At 54.9% G+C, this 15,290-nt stretch carries 16 protein-coding genes; 5 read left to right on the forward strand and 11 right to left on the reverse strand.

The features are described from left to right. Nucleotides 1–22: 22 nt before the first annotated feature. Nucleotides 23–253, forward strand: a complete 231-nt coding sequence (locus K0J45_RS13615; protein WP_011866446.1) for a DUF2789 domain-containing protein — start codon at nt 23–25, stop codon at nt 251–253. 149 nt (nt 254–402) lie between these two features. On the opposite strand, the gene K0J45_RS13620 is transcribed toward K0J45_RS13615, so the two are convergent. After that, nucleotides 403–774, reverse strand: coding sequence for a DUF3192 domain-containing protein (locus K0J45_RS13620; protein ID WP_144200280.1), 372 nt, complete (start codon nt 772–774; stop codon nt 403–405). Between the two features lie 148 nt (nt 775–922). Between K0J45_RS13620 and K0J45_RS13625 the strand changes: the two genes are divergently transcribed. Continuing rightward, nucleotides 923–1,258, forward strand: a complete 336-nt coding sequence (locus K0J45_RS13625) for a hypothetical protein (protein ID WP_220042948.1) — start codon at nt 923–925, stop codon at nt 1,256–1,258. Next, nucleotides 1,258–2,031, forward strand: a complete 774-nt coding sequence (locus K0J45_RS13630; protein WP_011866449.1) for a Zn-ribbon-containing protein — start codon at nt 1,258–1,260, stop codon at nt 2,029–2,031. The genes K0J45_RS13625 and K0J45_RS13630 overlap by 1 nt, the downstream gene beginning before the upstream one ends. A gap of 54 nt (nt 2,032–2,085) precedes the next feature. Here the strand turns inward: K0J45_RS13630 and syd are convergent, their stop codons facing one another. Continuing rightward, nucleotides 2,086–2,748 (reverse strand): SecY-interacting protein, encoded by a 663-nt coding sequence (syd, locus tag K0J45_RS13635; RefSeq protein WP_220042949.1) that lies wholly within the window; start codon nt 2,746–2,748, stop codon nt 2,086–2,088. A gap of 60 nt (nt 2,749–2,808) precedes the next feature. Between syd and queF the strand changes: the two genes are divergently transcribed. Together queF and K0J45_RS13645 are read left to right on the forward strand one after the other, a co-directional pair. Further along, nucleotides 2,809–3,666, forward strand: coding sequence for an NADPH-dependent 7-cyano-7-deazaguanine reductase QueF (gene queF / locus K0J45_RS13640; protein ID WP_220042950.1), 858 nt, complete (start codon nt 2,809–2,811; stop codon nt 3,664–3,666). Nucleotides 3,667–3,988: 322 nt separating this feature from the next. Further along, nucleotides 3,989–5,179: an alginate export family protein gene (locus K0J45_RS13645; protein WP_220042951.1), complete on the forward strand. Its 1,191-nt coding sequence runs from the start codon at nt 3,989–3,991 to the stop codon at nt 5,177–5,179. A gap of 202 nt (nt 5,180–5,381) precedes the next feature. Here the strand turns inward: K0J45_RS13645 and K0J45_RS13650 are convergent, their stop codons facing one another. From K0J45_RS13650 to K0J45_RS13690, 9 genes are all read right to left on the reverse strand, one after another. After that, nucleotides 5,382–6,278 carry a 4'-phosphopantetheinyl transferase family protein gene (locus tag K0J45_RS13650; protein WP_286670314.1) on the reverse strand — a complete coding sequence of 299 codons (897 nt, stop codon included), beginning with the start codon at nt 6,276–6,278 and terminating at the stop codon, nt 5,382–5,384. A gap of 224 nt (nt 6,279–6,502) precedes the next feature. Beyond that, a complete protein-coding gene (locus K0J45_RS13655) occupies nt 6,503–7,744 on the reverse strand; it encodes a TonB-dependent receptor (protein WP_258406688.1) in 1,242 nt (413 codons plus the stop codon). Between the two features lie 79 nt (nt 7,745–7,823). Then, on the reverse strand, nt 7,824–8,507 hold the full coding sequence (locus K0J45_RS13660) for an ABC transporter ATP-binding protein (protein WP_220042953.1): 684 nt from the start codon (nt 8,505–8,507) through the stop codon (nt 7,824–7,826). A gap of 21 nt (nt 8,508–8,528) precedes the next feature. Then, entirely contained in the window at nt 8,529–9,797 is a 1,269-nt protein-coding gene (locus tag K0J45_RS13665) for an ABC transporter permease (protein ID WP_258406689.1), read from the reverse strand. Then, entirely contained in the window at nt 9,781–11,013 is a 1,233-nt protein-coding gene (locus K0J45_RS13670) for an ABC transporter permease (protein WP_220042954.1), read from the reverse strand. Before K0J45_RS13670 ends, K0J45_RS13665 begins: the two co-directional genes overlap by 17 nt. 53 nt (nt 11,014–11,066) lie before the next feature. Continuing rightward, entirely contained in the window at nt 11,067–11,909 is an 843-nt protein-coding gene (locus K0J45_RS13675; protein WP_220042955.1) for an outer membrane lipoprotein-sorting protein, read from the reverse strand. A gap of 147 nt (nt 11,910–12,056) precedes the next feature. After that, nucleotides 12,057–12,416 (reverse strand): cupin domain-containing protein, encoded by a 360-nt coding sequence (locus tag K0J45_RS13680; protein ID WP_220042956.1) that lies wholly within the window; start codon nt 12,414–12,416, stop codon nt 12,057–12,059. 240 nt (nt 12,417–12,656) lie between these two features. Continuing rightward, nucleotides 12,657–14,705 (reverse strand): elongation factor G, encoded by a 2,049-nt coding sequence (gene fusA / locus K0J45_RS13685; RefSeq protein ID WP_220042957.1) that lies wholly within the window; start codon nt 14,703–14,705, stop codon nt 12,657–12,659. A gap of 228 nt (nt 14,706–14,933) precedes the next feature. Beyond that, nucleotides 14,934–15,137 carry a hypothetical protein gene (locus K0J45_RS13690; RefSeq protein ID WP_220042958.1) on the reverse strand — a complete coding sequence of 68 codons (204 nt, stop codon included), beginning with the start codon at nt 15,135–15,137 and terminating at the stop codon, nt 14,934–14,936. Nucleotides 15,138–15,290: the final 153 nt, after the last annotated feature.

Genomic DNA, 15,290 nt, shown 5'->3' on the forward strand with positions numbered 1-15,290 from the left:
TCATCAACAAGCGAGGGATAAGATGGACATCACACAACCGGATCTAGCCACCCTATTTGACCAACTCGGCCTGCCGAGTGAACCCGATGCCGTTGAGGCTTTCATCAAGCAGCATTCCATCGCCGCGGAGATCCATATCGCCGAGGCCCCCTTTTGGACCCAGGCCCAGAGGCACTTTTTAGCCGAAGCCTTAGCAGAAGATGCCATGTGGACAGAGGTGATCGATCACCTCGATGCTCAGCTTCGCACTTAGATAGCGAGGCTTAAACATCCTCTTATGACTCGGGTATCTGGGACTAAAGAATAGGCTTAAAAATTAGGCTTCGAAAAGTCTCACTTGTGAATGGCTTATACAAAAAAGGCAAGCCGAACTGGCTTGCCTTTTTACTAAAGAGTATCCCATTACATGTTGTGGTAGGCCTTCTCACCCCAGCCAACGACGCGATTGTCTGTGATCACGATAGGCGTACATTCATCCTTGGTGGTGGTGCCATCTTCGCGCGTACGCTGGGTACGATAGTAGAGCACGTTGATCGTCTTATCTTGCTTGGTATAGGCCTCGTTAAAATCGGCGGTGCCCATAAGTGTCATCACCTGATCGCGCGTCATCCCCAAGGACAACTTAGACAAATTCACGCGATTCTGCTCCTGCACGCGCTCCCAAGAATTACCCGTGCTCCAGCCCTTGTCACCTTCACCCACATTCAATACACACCCAGATAGCACTAAACTGGTAGCGCCGAAGACCAATGCTGTTATTAATTTTGTTTTCACTTTCACGTCCTGTTTATCTATTATAACTGGATTCAGGTAAAGCAAAGCTTATGCCAAACAGATATATCTATAATTTTCAACAGTTTGAAGTAAGCCCAAGGTTCAAGTGTATGTCTGTCAGGCTAAAAAGTAAGGAATTTCACCAATCATGAGTCCACTAGAACAGGTGCTGGTCGCCGCACGTAAATTGAGTCTGGCGGGTAAGCCTCCCAGCCTGGCATTGATCAAGGCAAGTTTGGGCAACTCGCTGCCCATGCCTATCCTGGTTCAAGGATTACAACGCTTTAAATCTATGTCAGCCGATGAGCAGGCGGCGATAGTGGTAACCACAAGCGCGCCAGCAGCAAATTTCCAAAGCGACGACGCTACGCCAACGCTGGCCCAGCTCGCCGAGCAGGTTGCCAGGCTCACAGCCAATCAACAGGCCTTGGTTGAGCGTATCAGCGAACTCGAAGCCAAATTAAGCAACAAGGACCCCCGCTGATGCACGTGGTGGAACTGAGATTCGAGTGTTTTGACAACACCACTATCACGGCCGCCGAACGCGCGATTAATGGTCTGCTGGAAGCCTACCGGGCCAATGGCCAGGTACTAGGCCGTGAATTTGCCGTGGCCTTCAACGAAGGGGAGTTCAGGGTGCGCCTGCTGCTGCCAGAAAAGAGTAGCTTGGCCAAACGTTTCAACAGCCCCTGGGTCAATTACGCGCTCGAGGAGCTTACCCAGGCTAAGCTGCTGCATCCAAGGGAAAAATATATCGGCCAGGATATCAACTCTGAAGTCAGCAGCACTGAGACGCCCAGCTGGCAACTGCTCTACACCAGCTATGTGCACATGTGCTCGCCACTACGAAACGGCGATACCCTACAACCCATTCCCCTGTATCAGATCCCTGCGACCTTCAACGGCGATCACAAGCGGGTGATCAAGTGGCAAACCGAATGGCAGGCCTGCGATGAGCTGCAGATGGCGGCGGCCACCAAGGCGGAGTTCGCCGCCTTAGATGAATTGAGCCAGTGTGACAGCGATCTGTTTCGCCGTGGCTGGGATCTGCGTGGACGCATCGAATACCTCACCAAGATCCCCACCTACTACTATCTCTACCGCGTGGGCGGCGAGAGCCTGGCCGCCGAGCAGCAAAGGCCCTGTCCTCGCTGCGGCAACACTCACTGGCTATTGGAAACCCCTTTGTTGGATCTTTTCCACTTCAGGTGCGACAACTGCCGCATCGTCTCCAACATCTCCTGGGATCACCTCTAATGGCTGTTCGCGCTCACTCTCTTCTCGCGAGCTAATTATCTTTTAACACACCGACTATCTCCCTGAGCGCAGGTGCCACCACATGGTCTTGAGTCGCTGCCAAATCCCGGGATGATCTGTCTCGGGCATAGGCACTTCGACCGGTTTCTGCGGCGGGCAGACTCGCGGGCGAAGAGAGGCGATAAAATCCTCCAGGCTAGCGGCCAGTTGACGATGGGGCTGCTCGCCTGGGATCTCTATCCAGACGCTACCGGTCTCGTTCTCCACCACCAACATCTCATCCCCCTCCCCCAGCACACCGATAAACCAGGTCGCAGGCTGTTTCAGCTTCTGCTTCATTATCAGATGGCCGATAAGGTTTTGCTGCAGATATTCAAAATCTTGTTGGTTCCAGGGCTGCAACAACTCACCCTCACCAAATTCAGATTCAAACATCAACGGCGCCGCAAAGTAACGCCCGTAGAAGGCCTGTATGCTTGGATGCAGAGTGATGGAGAGGGCATGCTCTAGGTTATCGAACTGCCCCTGGCTGTCGCGTTTTACCGCCTGCCACTGCACCGAACGCTCGGGCGAGGCACCGACCTTCTCCTGATCACACTCCAGCACGCAGGGAGAGGCCTCCCCTAGCGGGAAATAACGGGGCGATTCCCCCAGTCTATCGCTATAGGCTTGATGATAAAGCGTAAAAAATTGATCCAGTGCAGGCAAAGAAGACACTTAGCAGTTACCCGAATTTTAAGTATAATGTGCGCCTATTTTGACATGGAAAAACGATTGATGACACAGGTTCATGACCCTTATCGCGACGCCCCCGCGTTGTCCAAACTGACCTTAGGTAAATCGACCGGCTATCAGGCCCTTTACGATGCCACCCTGCTACAAGGCGTACCGCGCCAGCTCAACCGGGATGCCATCGCCTTAGGCGATACCCTGCCCTTCCATGGCGCCGACATCTGGACCGGCTATGAACTCTCCTGGTTAAACGCCAAAGGCAAGCCCATGGTGGCCATCGCCGAGTTTATCCTCGACTTCAACAGCGACAACCTGATCGAGTCCAAGTCTTTCAAGCTCTATCTCAACAGCTTCAACCAGACCCGTTTCGACTCCATCGAGCAGGTTCAGCAGACCCTGGCTAAAGATCTGTCGGCCTGTGCAGGCGGTGAGGTAGTGGTCAAGATCATCGAGCCAAAGCAATTCGCCCATCAGCGCGTCGTGGAACTGCCTGGCACCTGCATCGACGATCTGGATATCGAGATCGACAGCTACGAATTCTCAAGCGACTACCTTATCGACAGCACTGATGACAAGAGCGTGGTGGCCGAGACACTCACCTCTAACCTGTTGAAATCTAACTGTCTTATTACCTCACAGCCCGATTGGGGCAGCGTGATGATCCGCTACCAGGGCCCAAAGATAGATCGTGAGAAATTGCTGCGTTACCTCATCTCCTTCAGGCAACACAATGAGTTTCATGAGCAGTGTGTCGAGCGTATCTTCGTCGACCTCAAGCGCCTGTGTCACTGCGCCAAGCTGACCGTCTACGCCCGCTATACCCGCCGCGGTGGCCTAGACATCAACCCCTATCGCAGCGACTTCGAAAATCCACCCGAAAACCATCGACTGGCACGCCAGTAACCTGGTGGATGAAGGATTGAGCCCGCATTAAGCGGGCTTTTTGTTATTGAGCCCCTATGAAGTAATAAAAGCGCTACACTCACCTCACGTGCCACCTCATCTCACTTCATCTCACCTCAATGCATGCAAAAAATATTATTTAGCACACCTTAAAAATACCACTTTAGAGATACCTCTAATTTAGTATAACCTCATGATCTTTATCACAATTATTGACACAAAAAATCAATCACTGTGCAACATTGTTTTAGATCAACAAACCGATCCTTTTGCAGCCCTATAACAACTCCTGAGCAATGACCAAACAAAAGGATCACAATTAATGAAACTTCACGCCCTCAGCCTCGCCGTGCTTGCCAGCTTGTCCGCCTCTGCCCTTGCGACAGAGAGCGTCGATCCCCTCAAGAAAGCCTTTATCGACGACTCTCAAGTCAAAGTGCAATTCCGCCTGCGCTATGAAGATGTGGACCTGGCCGATGTCGACCAGCAAAATCAAACCACGCTGCGTACCCGCCTGACCTATCAAACCGGCGACATCTACAAGCTATTTGCCCTGGCTGAAGTGGACGACGTGCGCTCTACCGACGATGAGCCACTGATTGCCGACTATGAATATACACAAATTAATCAGGCCTTTATCGGTTACCGTGGCCCGGCTAATACCTTGGCCCAATATGGTCGTCAGCGCATCCTGCTCGACAACCAACGTTTCGTCGGTGGTGTTGGCTTCCGTCAAAATGAACAAACCTATGATGCCTTCTGGGTGAAGAACACTGCGGTAGAGGGGCTCACGGCTTACTACGCCTATGTGAATAACGTTAATCGTATCTTCCCGGAAGGATCGGGCAAGGATGAGCACAAGAACAAGACCCACCTGGTTAACGTTAACTACAAAGGGTTAGACTTCGTTAAGCTTAGCGGTTATGCCTACCTCATCGACAACGTCAATGTGGCCGCCTTCTCCACCGATACCTATGGTCTGCGCGCCACTGGCGATATCAAGCTGGATAAACTCAAGTTCAACTACGAGGTGGAGTACGCCCAGCAGTCTGAAGGCGGCGACAACCCTGTCAGCTACTCTGCGCCTTACTATAAGCTGGGGGCCGGCGTAAACTTCGATGCCTTCGGCGCGAAAGTGGGCTACGAGGTATTGGGTTCTGACGATGGCAAGGCGGGCTTTATCACGCCACTGGCCACACTACACGCCTTTAACGGCTGGACAGATAAGTTCCTCTTCGGCGGCAAGGGTAACTGGGAAAACGGTATCGTAGATACTCATGTGATCCTGACCGCAAAGGTTGCAGGCTTGAAACTATTGGCCAAGTACCACAAGTTTGATTCAGACTACGGCGATGTGGACATGGGTAAGGAATGGGGCGTCTCGGCTACCTATCCTTTCGCCCAGCACTATAGCCTAGGGGTGAAATACGCCAGCTTCAGCGGCGCCGATGCTGGATATGCCTTCTCTAACGACACAGACAAACTCTGGTTGACCTTCCAGGCAAACTACTAAGCCCTTTTCCTATCGCCCATAGCGGGCGATAGGCGCCAATACTCCCTGAGTAACAACAGCTTTTGCGGGAAAACCATAGGTGACACGCCTTGGTCTTCCCGCTTTTTTTAGCGGTAAATATCCTGTTAGCTTTTGGGCTAAATTGAAGTCTTTATTGGATGAAATCTGTATTGAGTGAAATCTGTAGCTCGGGTAAGGCTTTTCACTCAGACAACAAGGCCTGTGCACTCACCATCTCACAGCGTAAATCTAGCGGATCTGTCGATGATAGGCTCAGCGCGAAGCGATACTCATCACCGAGTTGCCACAGCATACTCTGCCAGCCCGCAGCCGGTTGCGCCTGTTGTGGGTCATTGCCTAAATCCGTTTGCTGAGAATCTTCTTTGACGATAAACAGGCGCGCCGCCTGCTCGAGCCTGGCTTGTCTGGTATCTAGCCCCTTAAAATTTAGCGCCTGATGCTCTGTCTCACTCAACTCGAAAAAGAAAGATTTGAGCGAGAGTGCCAGCCCAAGCCCCTTGGCTTTGATATAGGACTCCTTCAACGCCCAGAGATCGAAGAATCGCTCACGCTGACGCGCGCTTGGCAGCGCCAAAAGGGCCTCTCGCTCCTGGCGGGTAAAGTAATGATTCAGGATGGCATGAATGTTGGTGTTCTGCCTCAGCCGCTCAATATCGACCCCGAGTTCCAGCTGCGGCGCTTGAGCGATAGCCAGCAACATATAGTCGCCACTGTGGCTCAGGTTAAACACCAGCTGGCTGCGCGCAAAAAAATCCTTACTGAGCACAGGCTTACCCTTATCCAGGTAATCGAAGCGCCACTCACTCGGGGCGATAGCGCCATCTATGTTGGCATTTAGCTGACTATGATTTAACGAACTTTGGATCAACTGGGTATGAGCTTTTGACAACAGCGCGCGCAGATAGCACCTGACTAGGAGCCCCTTCTCCCTTGCCGGCGCCATTCGATAACGCATCACTTTCTGCTGCTCATCCAAAGGTAAGGTATCGAGCAGATGCGATTGTAGCTCGCTGCTAAGTCCCGGCAGGTTCAAGGGACACAGATAAAGATGCAGGGGGATAGCGTCGCCAGCGGCCATATTCAACTCGATTAATTTCCTGGGATTAATGCCCTGCGCTCAATATCCAGCAGAGGAGGAGAAAAGACAAGAGGCCCAAGCCTAGCATCTCAGGCTTTGGAGTACCACACATGCCTTTAAAGCTGAGCCTTTAAAGCTGAGCCTTTCAAGCGGCGCCGTTCAAAAGGAATCGTTCAAAAGCAGTCGTTCAAGCAAGGCCTTAAGCATAGGATTAGACAGACCAACTAAAAGCTCCACTTAAGCTGCAGGTAGCCCAAGGTGGAAGCCGACTGGCCGAACAGGCTGGCGTTCGAGCCGTCGAAGCGCTGCGCGATCAGGCTAAGTTGCCAGTCATCCGCCAGCGAATACTGGTAGGTTAAGCCGACAAAAAAGGAGTCATCATCATAATAGCTGGCATTGGCACTGAGACGACTGAGCGGCGTCAGATCAAAACCCATATCCAGATAATAGGTCCAGGTGGTGAAACTTAAGGTTCGGGCCGAGAGCGGCAGATTCAGATAGAGCAAGGCGCTGTCGACGCTCAGGGGCGACGAGATATAGAGGGCGGCGCCCAGCACGCGCCAGTTGGCATCAGTGGCGAAGCTGTAATCCATCTCCAGAGTCGCTACAGTGCTGGCCTCAAGTCTCTGTGTCGCGCTTGCGAACGACTGAGTCGTCCTAGGCTCGGCATCGACAGGCGCCACGGACGATGTATATAACGGATCGAAATGGGTCACTTCGCCACGCAGCCCAGCCCCCCAAATATCGCCGGCGAATCCGCCGCCGAACACCCTGTCGTCACGGGTCTCGCCGAGTATCAGCTGCCAATCCCAGCCCAAGTCATGCCCCAAGTCATAGCCAAAAAAGTTATGCCCAAGATAGCGCCCGGCGTACTGACGATTCGTTCGGCCAATCGATACATCATTTATTGCGCTATCCGCCCCCTGGCTATAGACAAACTCCAGCTGGCTGGCGTAACCCAGTTGGCGGCTAAGCTTAAGGGCATCGACCCCGCGGCGCTCGGCATAGTCGACATCATAGATGGAGTAGGCATTGAAGATATCGTTGGGATTCCAAAGCGTGCTCATGGCCCAATTGACCCGAAAGCGCCCGGCGACCAGCTCCCAGTTATCAGCAAACTGCCAACTCAAATAAGCGCGATCTAACTGGCTGTTGCCGATCCAGCCGTCGCTATCTAGCCAGTTAGCCGACAGATCCCAGTAACCGGGATCCCAGGCAAGCAGCTCGCCATAGCCCGGCAGCCTACTGCTGTCCCCGACCATGAGGCGATTGCGCAGGCCGACATTCACCCTGAGCGACTGCCAGCGATACTCGGCGTCGATACGATTATGCAGCAGGCTGTCCCAAAGCTGCTCGCCCTCGGCCGGGGCAATGACAGAGCCGAGATAACTCACATAGCCCTTGACCTGCCAGGGCTGCTCTGGCGTAACGCCAGGAATGGGCGAAGCTATAGCCGCAAGACTCAACAGAGCCGCCCAAAGGCAGACGGTAGCAGGCAACATTGGCCTTAACCCTAGCTTTAGCATAAGCACTCAGCCGCCCGATTCATTGACGGCGATCCTCGACCAGGCGACCATCCTCGAAAACGATCACCCGCTTGGCCCTGGCGATCACCCGGGGATCATGGGTCGAAAAGATAAAGGTAGTGCCCTCCTGCTCATTGAGCGACTGCATGATATCCAGCAGCTCGGCGGTGCTCTTAGCATCCAGGTTGGCGGTGGGCTCATCGGCCATGACAAATCTCGGCCTGGGAGCCAGTGCCCTTGCAACCGCCACCCTCTGCTGTTGCCCGCCCGACAACTTGGCGGGGATCTTATCTTGCCGGCCTGCCAGCCCGACCTGGGTCAGCAGCGCCATGGCCCTCTCACGACACTCGGCCTCGCTGTGGCCCTGTAGCTGCATGACAAACTCGACATTCTCCAGCGCAGTCAGCACGGGCAGCAGGCTATAGTCTTGAAAGATAAAGCCCACATGATCGCGGCGAAAGGCGATTAGCGCCTGCTCACTCAGGTGGGTGATATCCTCGCCGTCGATAAACACGGCTCCGCTACTGGGAGTATCTATGCCGCCTATCATGTTCAGCAGCGTGGTCTTGCCTGAGCCGGAGGGGCCCATGATGGCGACAAACTCACCCTGGGCTATGGTAAGGTCCAGAGACTTTACCGCCGCCACCGGAAAGTCACTCTCGGGGTTATAGATCTTAGTTAATGCTTGAATAGCTATGGTCATTAAATATCTGACTCCTTTGGCCTAATGCTTCTGCGACATGGCGTCTACCGGACGCTGCTTAACGATCTGCCGCGCCGGATAGAGGGCCGCCAGCAGGCTCACAATCACCACCATCGCCAAGGTCGAGAGATACTGGCCGAGGGTGACCTGGGGATAGAGGGTAGTCGATACGCCGAAGGCGCCGACTCCATCGGCCATGTTACCAAGGGGGATGCCTGTGTTTGCCAGCAGCGCGATCACCAACATGCTGAGCAAGAGGCCAAGTAGCGCCCCCGTCAGCCCAAGCAGCAGAGACTCCAGCAGGATCAGCCCCATTATCTTGCGCTTCACCATGCCGATGGCCATCAGCACGCCAAACTCCCGCGTACGCTCAAACACCGCCATCAACATGATGTTGGCGATCCCCAGCCCCAGCGCCGAGATGAAGATCAGCAGAATCACCGCGTTGCTGGTGTCCATCTGAGCGATAATGGTAGCCAGCATGGGCTGGATCTCTTGCCAGTCGCGCACCCTGTCCTGAGGCGACAGCACACTCGACAACCTCCTGGCAAGATCCCTGGCGCGGCTGTTATCCAGACTATCGCTCTTTGTCAGGCGAATGGCGATCTCATGCACGCCATCCAGCCCCGCCAACGCGGTCAGATCGGTGCGGCGCACATAGGCGTTGGCCTCATCGAAGGTGCTGGAGGGGGAGCGATAGAGGCCCGCCACCCGAAACGCCGCGCCGCTTACCGCCTTATCTGCGTTGCTGAAGGTGAGCACCACCTTGGAGCCCAGCCTTAACTTAAGGCGGCTCGCCGTCTTCTCCGAGATCACTATGGGGTGGCGTCCACCGGCCTCGAGCCAGCCCCCCAGGGTGATATTGTCGGCGATGGGCGTCACCCTGGCCTCGGCGGCGGGGTCAACGCCATTGATGCGAATGCCGCGACTCGCCCGGGGTGAGGCCAGCATGCCCTGCACCACAAAGCGCGCCGAGACACCTTGCACCTCAGGGATCTCACTAAGCTTTGCCAGCACGGGCTCGGGCGCGCGTATCCGGCTATTGATATCCGGATCGAGCAGATAATCCTTGTTATGCACCTGCAGGTGGCTGGTCTGCCAAGCGACGGCGTTATCTATCATGTTGGCGTACATACCCGTCATGAAGCCTAACATCACCACCACGCCCACCAGGCCAAACACCATGGCGCACACCATGATGCTGGTGCGCAGCCGGTTACGCCACAAATTGCGCCAGGCCAAAAGGGCCAACATGGGCGGATGCCAGCCAGAATTATCCTTGGTCATCATCGCCTCCTTTGAGGGCCGCAACCACCACCAGATGCTGGGTGCGCCACAGGGGGTAACAGAGGCATAGCGCCATCAGGCTGAGGATGATGATCACCTGATTGCGCACCAGCGCCAGCGATACCTTCATGGGCATCACAGGCTCCCAGCCCATCTCGAGCATCATCTTGGCGGTCTCGCCAGTCAGAGAGATGGGATGATAATAGAAATAACCTATCACCACGCTGCTGACTCCAAGGCCCAGCACCGTCCCCAAGGCGGCGATCAACAAGGATTCGATCATCACCAAGCGCAGCAATGTCAGGCGCGCCATGCCGGTCGCCAGCATGACGCCAAACTCCCGCCGGCGCTCCAGTGTCATCATCAAGATGGTGGCAAACAGGGCGAAGCCGACGATGAGATAGAGCAGGCAGATCATAAACAGGCCGCCGGCCCGGTCCAGGGCGATCTGCTGCGCCATCTCAGGGGCCAGCAACTGCCAGTCCCGTACCTTAACCCTGTCACCATAAAGCGCAGAAAGCCTCTCGGTCAGAGGCGCCACCTCATCTAAGTTGTCGCTATGCAGTACCCAGGAGGTCACCTGTTCACCGGTTGAAAACAAGCCTTGGGCTGCACTCAGAGGCATATAGACCAACTGATTATCCAGCTGCGCCAGGGGGAAATGCAGTATGCCGCCGATAGTATAGACTCCGGCCGCCGTCTGGCCATGGTAGCCCTGACCATAGAGCACCAGCTCATCGCCGACACCTAGCTTTAGGTACTCCGCCAATCCTTGTCCCAGCAGCACCTCCTTGGCACCCGGGGTTAAGTAGCGACCGGCCACCAGCTTGTCATCTATGCCCGAATAGTCGCTCTCAAGCTGCGGGCGTACGCCGTACACCAGCACGCCTTTGGAGCGCTCCTCGCTTGAGGCCAACAGGAAAGATTCGATTCTGGGCAGGGCGTAGCTGATGTGGGGTAAGGCCTTTGCCGGGGCGATAAAGTCATCATCGCCGGGCAGCAGATCTTCGATGCTCTCTGTGGTGGCATACTCGGGAGATTGCAGCTGGATCAGGCCGGTAGAGAAGCGGGCACTGTTGTCGATATTGTGCTCGTAACTGCCCTCCTGCATGCTGCGCATAAAGAGGGAGAGAAACAGCGCCAGCGCCAGGGCGAAGGCGGTCAGCAGGGTGCGCCGCTTCTGCCGCCAGAGATTGCGCCACGCCAGCTTAATCAACATGCCTCACCTCTATTCTTGTATCTAATTCTTAGCGTCTTAGATTTATCTCTGTGTTAGTCCCGCAGCGCCTTCATCTGCTGCTGAGAGAAGAAATCATCACCTATCTCGAAATCAAATGCCGCCTCATGGGTGATAAGCTCGGTGCGCTGCCCCGGCTTATCGGCCGGGATCATCACCATCTTGGTGGCTAAGATGCGCCCGCCCATCTCCTGAATACCCGAGGTGGTCAGGGTGTTTACCAGCTCATCGAACTCGTCGAAAAATTCCACCTTACGCTGCAGATAATCGCGACTCGAGATCCACAGACGGATACGGCTCCAGACCACGGGCGCGTCAGGCTTGGCAAAGGCATCGATGACGAAACAGTCATCCCCCTCGATCGATTCGTGCTGCACCAGCTGATGGCGATAATCGACCACTATGGAGGACTGATTGATAAGGTCGTCATTGGTGAAGTCTGAGCCCATCCAAGATTGACTCAACATGGAGGGAGCGATCTTGATGATACGCTCAATCGCGGGCACCCAGTTCCACATCTCACGGTAGCGTTTGAGAGACACGCTGCCCTTGTCCTTCGCCGGCGCCGTCACCAGTACCAGCGACAGCTCCTGCCCCTTGGTCCAGCTCTTCATGCTCATGGAGCGCGTCCAGTCCGGGCGCACGATGTTCATGGTCGCCACCACATAGCTGGACTTGCCGCGCATCTGCTCGTCGGCGCGGCGCACTATCTCGCGCGCCTCCAGGGCGTCGCTACTATTTATAACCGCAGTCTCTGCAACCCTAGCCTCTGAAAGCAAACTCTCAGAAGCCAGAGTTTCGGCTGTCGCTGAAATTGGTGCCATACACACCAGGACAAGGCCTAGCATGCCCGCTAACCAAGGTCTCGCTCCATCCATGTCGACGCCTCCCAAAATGGCTCAAATGCCGCGCTAAACACTAAAACTTTAGACTATAACTTGTTGTCTTAAAAGGAAACAAACGAAAGTGTGACCCGCTTTTCTCCCTCGCTCTTAACTTACTTAAACCTTTTCCTAAGCCTTTTCCTAAGCCTTTTCCCTGTCACCATGGCTTGGCGGTGTCGAAGTCACCAGAAATTCCAGTACCTGCTCGCCGCCGTTGCGCAGGCAATGAGCCTGACCCGGCGCCACATGCATCCCCTGGTGAGCAGTGAGTCTATGATCGATCCCCTCCACCTCAAGCAGTGCCGTGCCCGACAGGATAAAGAAAAACTGCTCCGCCACCTTGTGGTAGTGACGCTGCTCGCCCCTGCCCACAGGCACCCGCTCCTGAATCACGCTAAGCGCAGGACGCTTCACCAGATGCCAGCCATCACAGGCTTTGCCTTCCATATCCTGTTCGCCCCAAAGATAGTGCTCACTGTTGTCGCGACTGACCACCTTCATCGATGCCCACTCCTTATTTCCGCTACTAGATAAATTTATGATGCGACCAAGCTAATGCTAAGACTCTGCGAGTGCAATAAGCGTCGGGGCATTTAGCTAATGCAACTCAGCGCTGGCACAAGAAAAAAGGAGAACTTAGTTCTCCTTTTTGCGACTCATTTTCTTGACTCAATCATCGAGGCTCATTTTCAATGACTCATGTTTCGAGAGCAGCGAATGACGCTAATGCCTGATCGAGTTTTAGTGGGCCTTTGCCGCCGAGACCAATGCCTTCTGCACATGATCCGGCACCACATCATAGCGGCTAAAGGTCATGGCAAACTGACCATCGCCGCCGGTCAAGGATTTCAGCCGGGTCGAGTAATCGTCGACGGTCGCCAGCGGCGCCTCGACCTCTACTTCCACCTTGCCATTGCCTTGAGCCTGAGTGCCGCAGATGATGCCGCGATTGGCGCTGATATCCCCGGTAATGTCACCCACATGCTCCTGGGCCACCTGCACCTGCATCTCGACGATCGGCTCCAGGATCACAGGGTTGGCTTCCTGCACGGCATCGAGGAAGGCCTTCTTACCCGCCATCACGAAGGCGATCTCCTTCGAGTCGACGCTATGGTGCTTACCGTCCAGCAAGGAGACGCGTACATCCTGCATAGGGAAGCCCGCCACGGCGCCGCCGTTCATAGCCTCCTTCACCCCTTTCTCGACCGCAGGAATGTATTGGCTCGGCACCGAGCCACCCACCACCTTACTGACAAACTCAAACCCTGCGCCTCTTGGCAGCGGCTCGACGGTGAGCTCCACCTCACCAAACTGACCGGCACCGCCAGACTGTTTCTTGTGACGGTAACGCGCCGTGGCGCTTCGGGTGATGGTTTCGCGATATGCCACCGCGGGCACATCGGTTTCCATATCCACGTTGAACAGGTCATGGGCCTTCTCCAGCGCGATCTGCAGGTGCAAGTCCCCCTGGCCCTGTAGAATCGTCTGCCCCTCGGCCTCATTCTTGGCGATATGCAGGCTAGGATCTTCCACCACCAACTTGTTGAGCACCTCGGCGATCTTCTGCTCATCGCCACGGCGCTTGGCCGACACCGCCAGACCGAAGATAGGTTGTGGCAGCACTAGTTCAGGGAGGTGGAACTCATCTTCGTCGTGACTGTCGTGCAGCACGGCGCCCACGGTCAGCTCATCCACCTTAGAAATAGCGCAGATATCGCCTGGCACCGCAGAGGTCACGCTGATCTGCTTGTCCCCCTGTAGCTTAAACAGGTTGCCCACCTTGATGGGTTTACGACCATCGCCGATAAACAGCTTCATCCCCAGAGAGATGGTGCCCTGATAGACCCTAAACACTCCCATGCGACCGAAGAAGGGGTCGATAGCCACTCGAAAAACATAGGCCAGGGCGTGATCTTCGCTGGACTGGGTCACATCCACCGGCAGGGCCGATTCCCCTTGCCCCTTGATGAACTGGGGCGGATTGGCCTCTAATGGGTTGGGGCTCAGCTTGATGATGAGCTCTAACAGCGCGCCTATGCCGACCTGCTGCTCGGCGCTGGTGAAACAGACAGGCACCAAATGGCCCATGCGCAGCGCAGTTTCCAGCGGGGCATGCAGCTGCTCGGGCGTAAGGTTTTCCCCCTGCTCCAGATACAGCGCCATAAGCTCATCGTCTTCCTCCAGCACAGTATCCACCAGCTCATCGCGGGCGCTGGCTACATCGTGGAACAGGGCCTCGCCCTGCAACTCAGGCTGCGGATGCAGATAACAGTCGATCACATCATCCAGGGCGGCGTTAGGCAGATTCACCGGCAGACAGCGATGGCCAAACTTGGTTTGGATCTCATCGAGCAACCCCGCCAGATTGGCGCCATTGCCGTCGATGTGGTTAATCGCGATGAGCACCACTTTACCCTGTGCCCTGGCGGCCTCGAAGGCGCGCTGGGTGATGGTCTCTATGCCGGTGGCGGCGTTGATCACCAAGAGCACAGACTCCACGCCGCTAAGTGGCAACAAGGCACGGCCGAAGAAATCGGGCAGGCCCGGGGTGTCGATGAAATTGATGTGATGATTGTCGAAATCGAGATTGAGGAAGGAAGGTTCTAAGCTGTGTCTGTGGTCTTTTTCCTGGGCAGTGAAATCAGCATGATTTGTGCCCTTGTCCACCCTGCCTTTTTGGGCGATCGCCTCGCCCTGGAACAGCAATGCCTCGAGCAGAGTGGATTTACCCGCCCCTGTGTGTCCGAGCACCGCCAGATTCCGGATCTGCTCCGTGGTAAACTCAGCCATATCGGCCTCCTTTGATTAACGCTAAGTTAAGCGAATCGCATAAGCCGAATCCCATTGTTGCTCTTATCTGGCCCATACGAACCTGTTTTAAAAATGAGTATAGCCTCGATAAATTGCAGGAATCTTGAGCGAGATCGCAATTTCATGCGCTTTCTATGATAAGGAGATCAACAAAACTGAAGGGAAGAAGGAGAAGCCCACAGACAGCGAGCCTCTTCCTTGAACTGATTAGAAGTTTTCGGCAGGCGTTGTACGGATCATATCACTGATAATCTCTCTGTCTTTATTGGCCCGCGCCTCGCGCTGCTCTCTGGTATCACAGATCTTCTTCGGGATACTGGATCCAACCACCTTCTCACGGCGACACTTGTAGCCCAGTTCTTCCATGCGTTGCTCGTTCTTCGCCTTCAACGCCAACTGTTCTTCTGTCATGTTCTCTGTTTTATTAGCACTACAAGCACTAATGGCAACGACACAGATTGCCAACAAGCCCGTTTTCATTGAGGCCACAGCCCTATCATTGAACATTACTTACTCCTTCATAAAATGCTTAGTCATCCATTGTCATCAGTTGTGCATGTCAAT

It is taken from the genome of Shewanella alkalitolerans, assembly GCF_019457575.1.
GTDB lineage: Bacteria > Pseudomonadota > Gammaproteobacteria > Enterobacterales > Shewanellaceae > Shewanella > Shewanella loihica.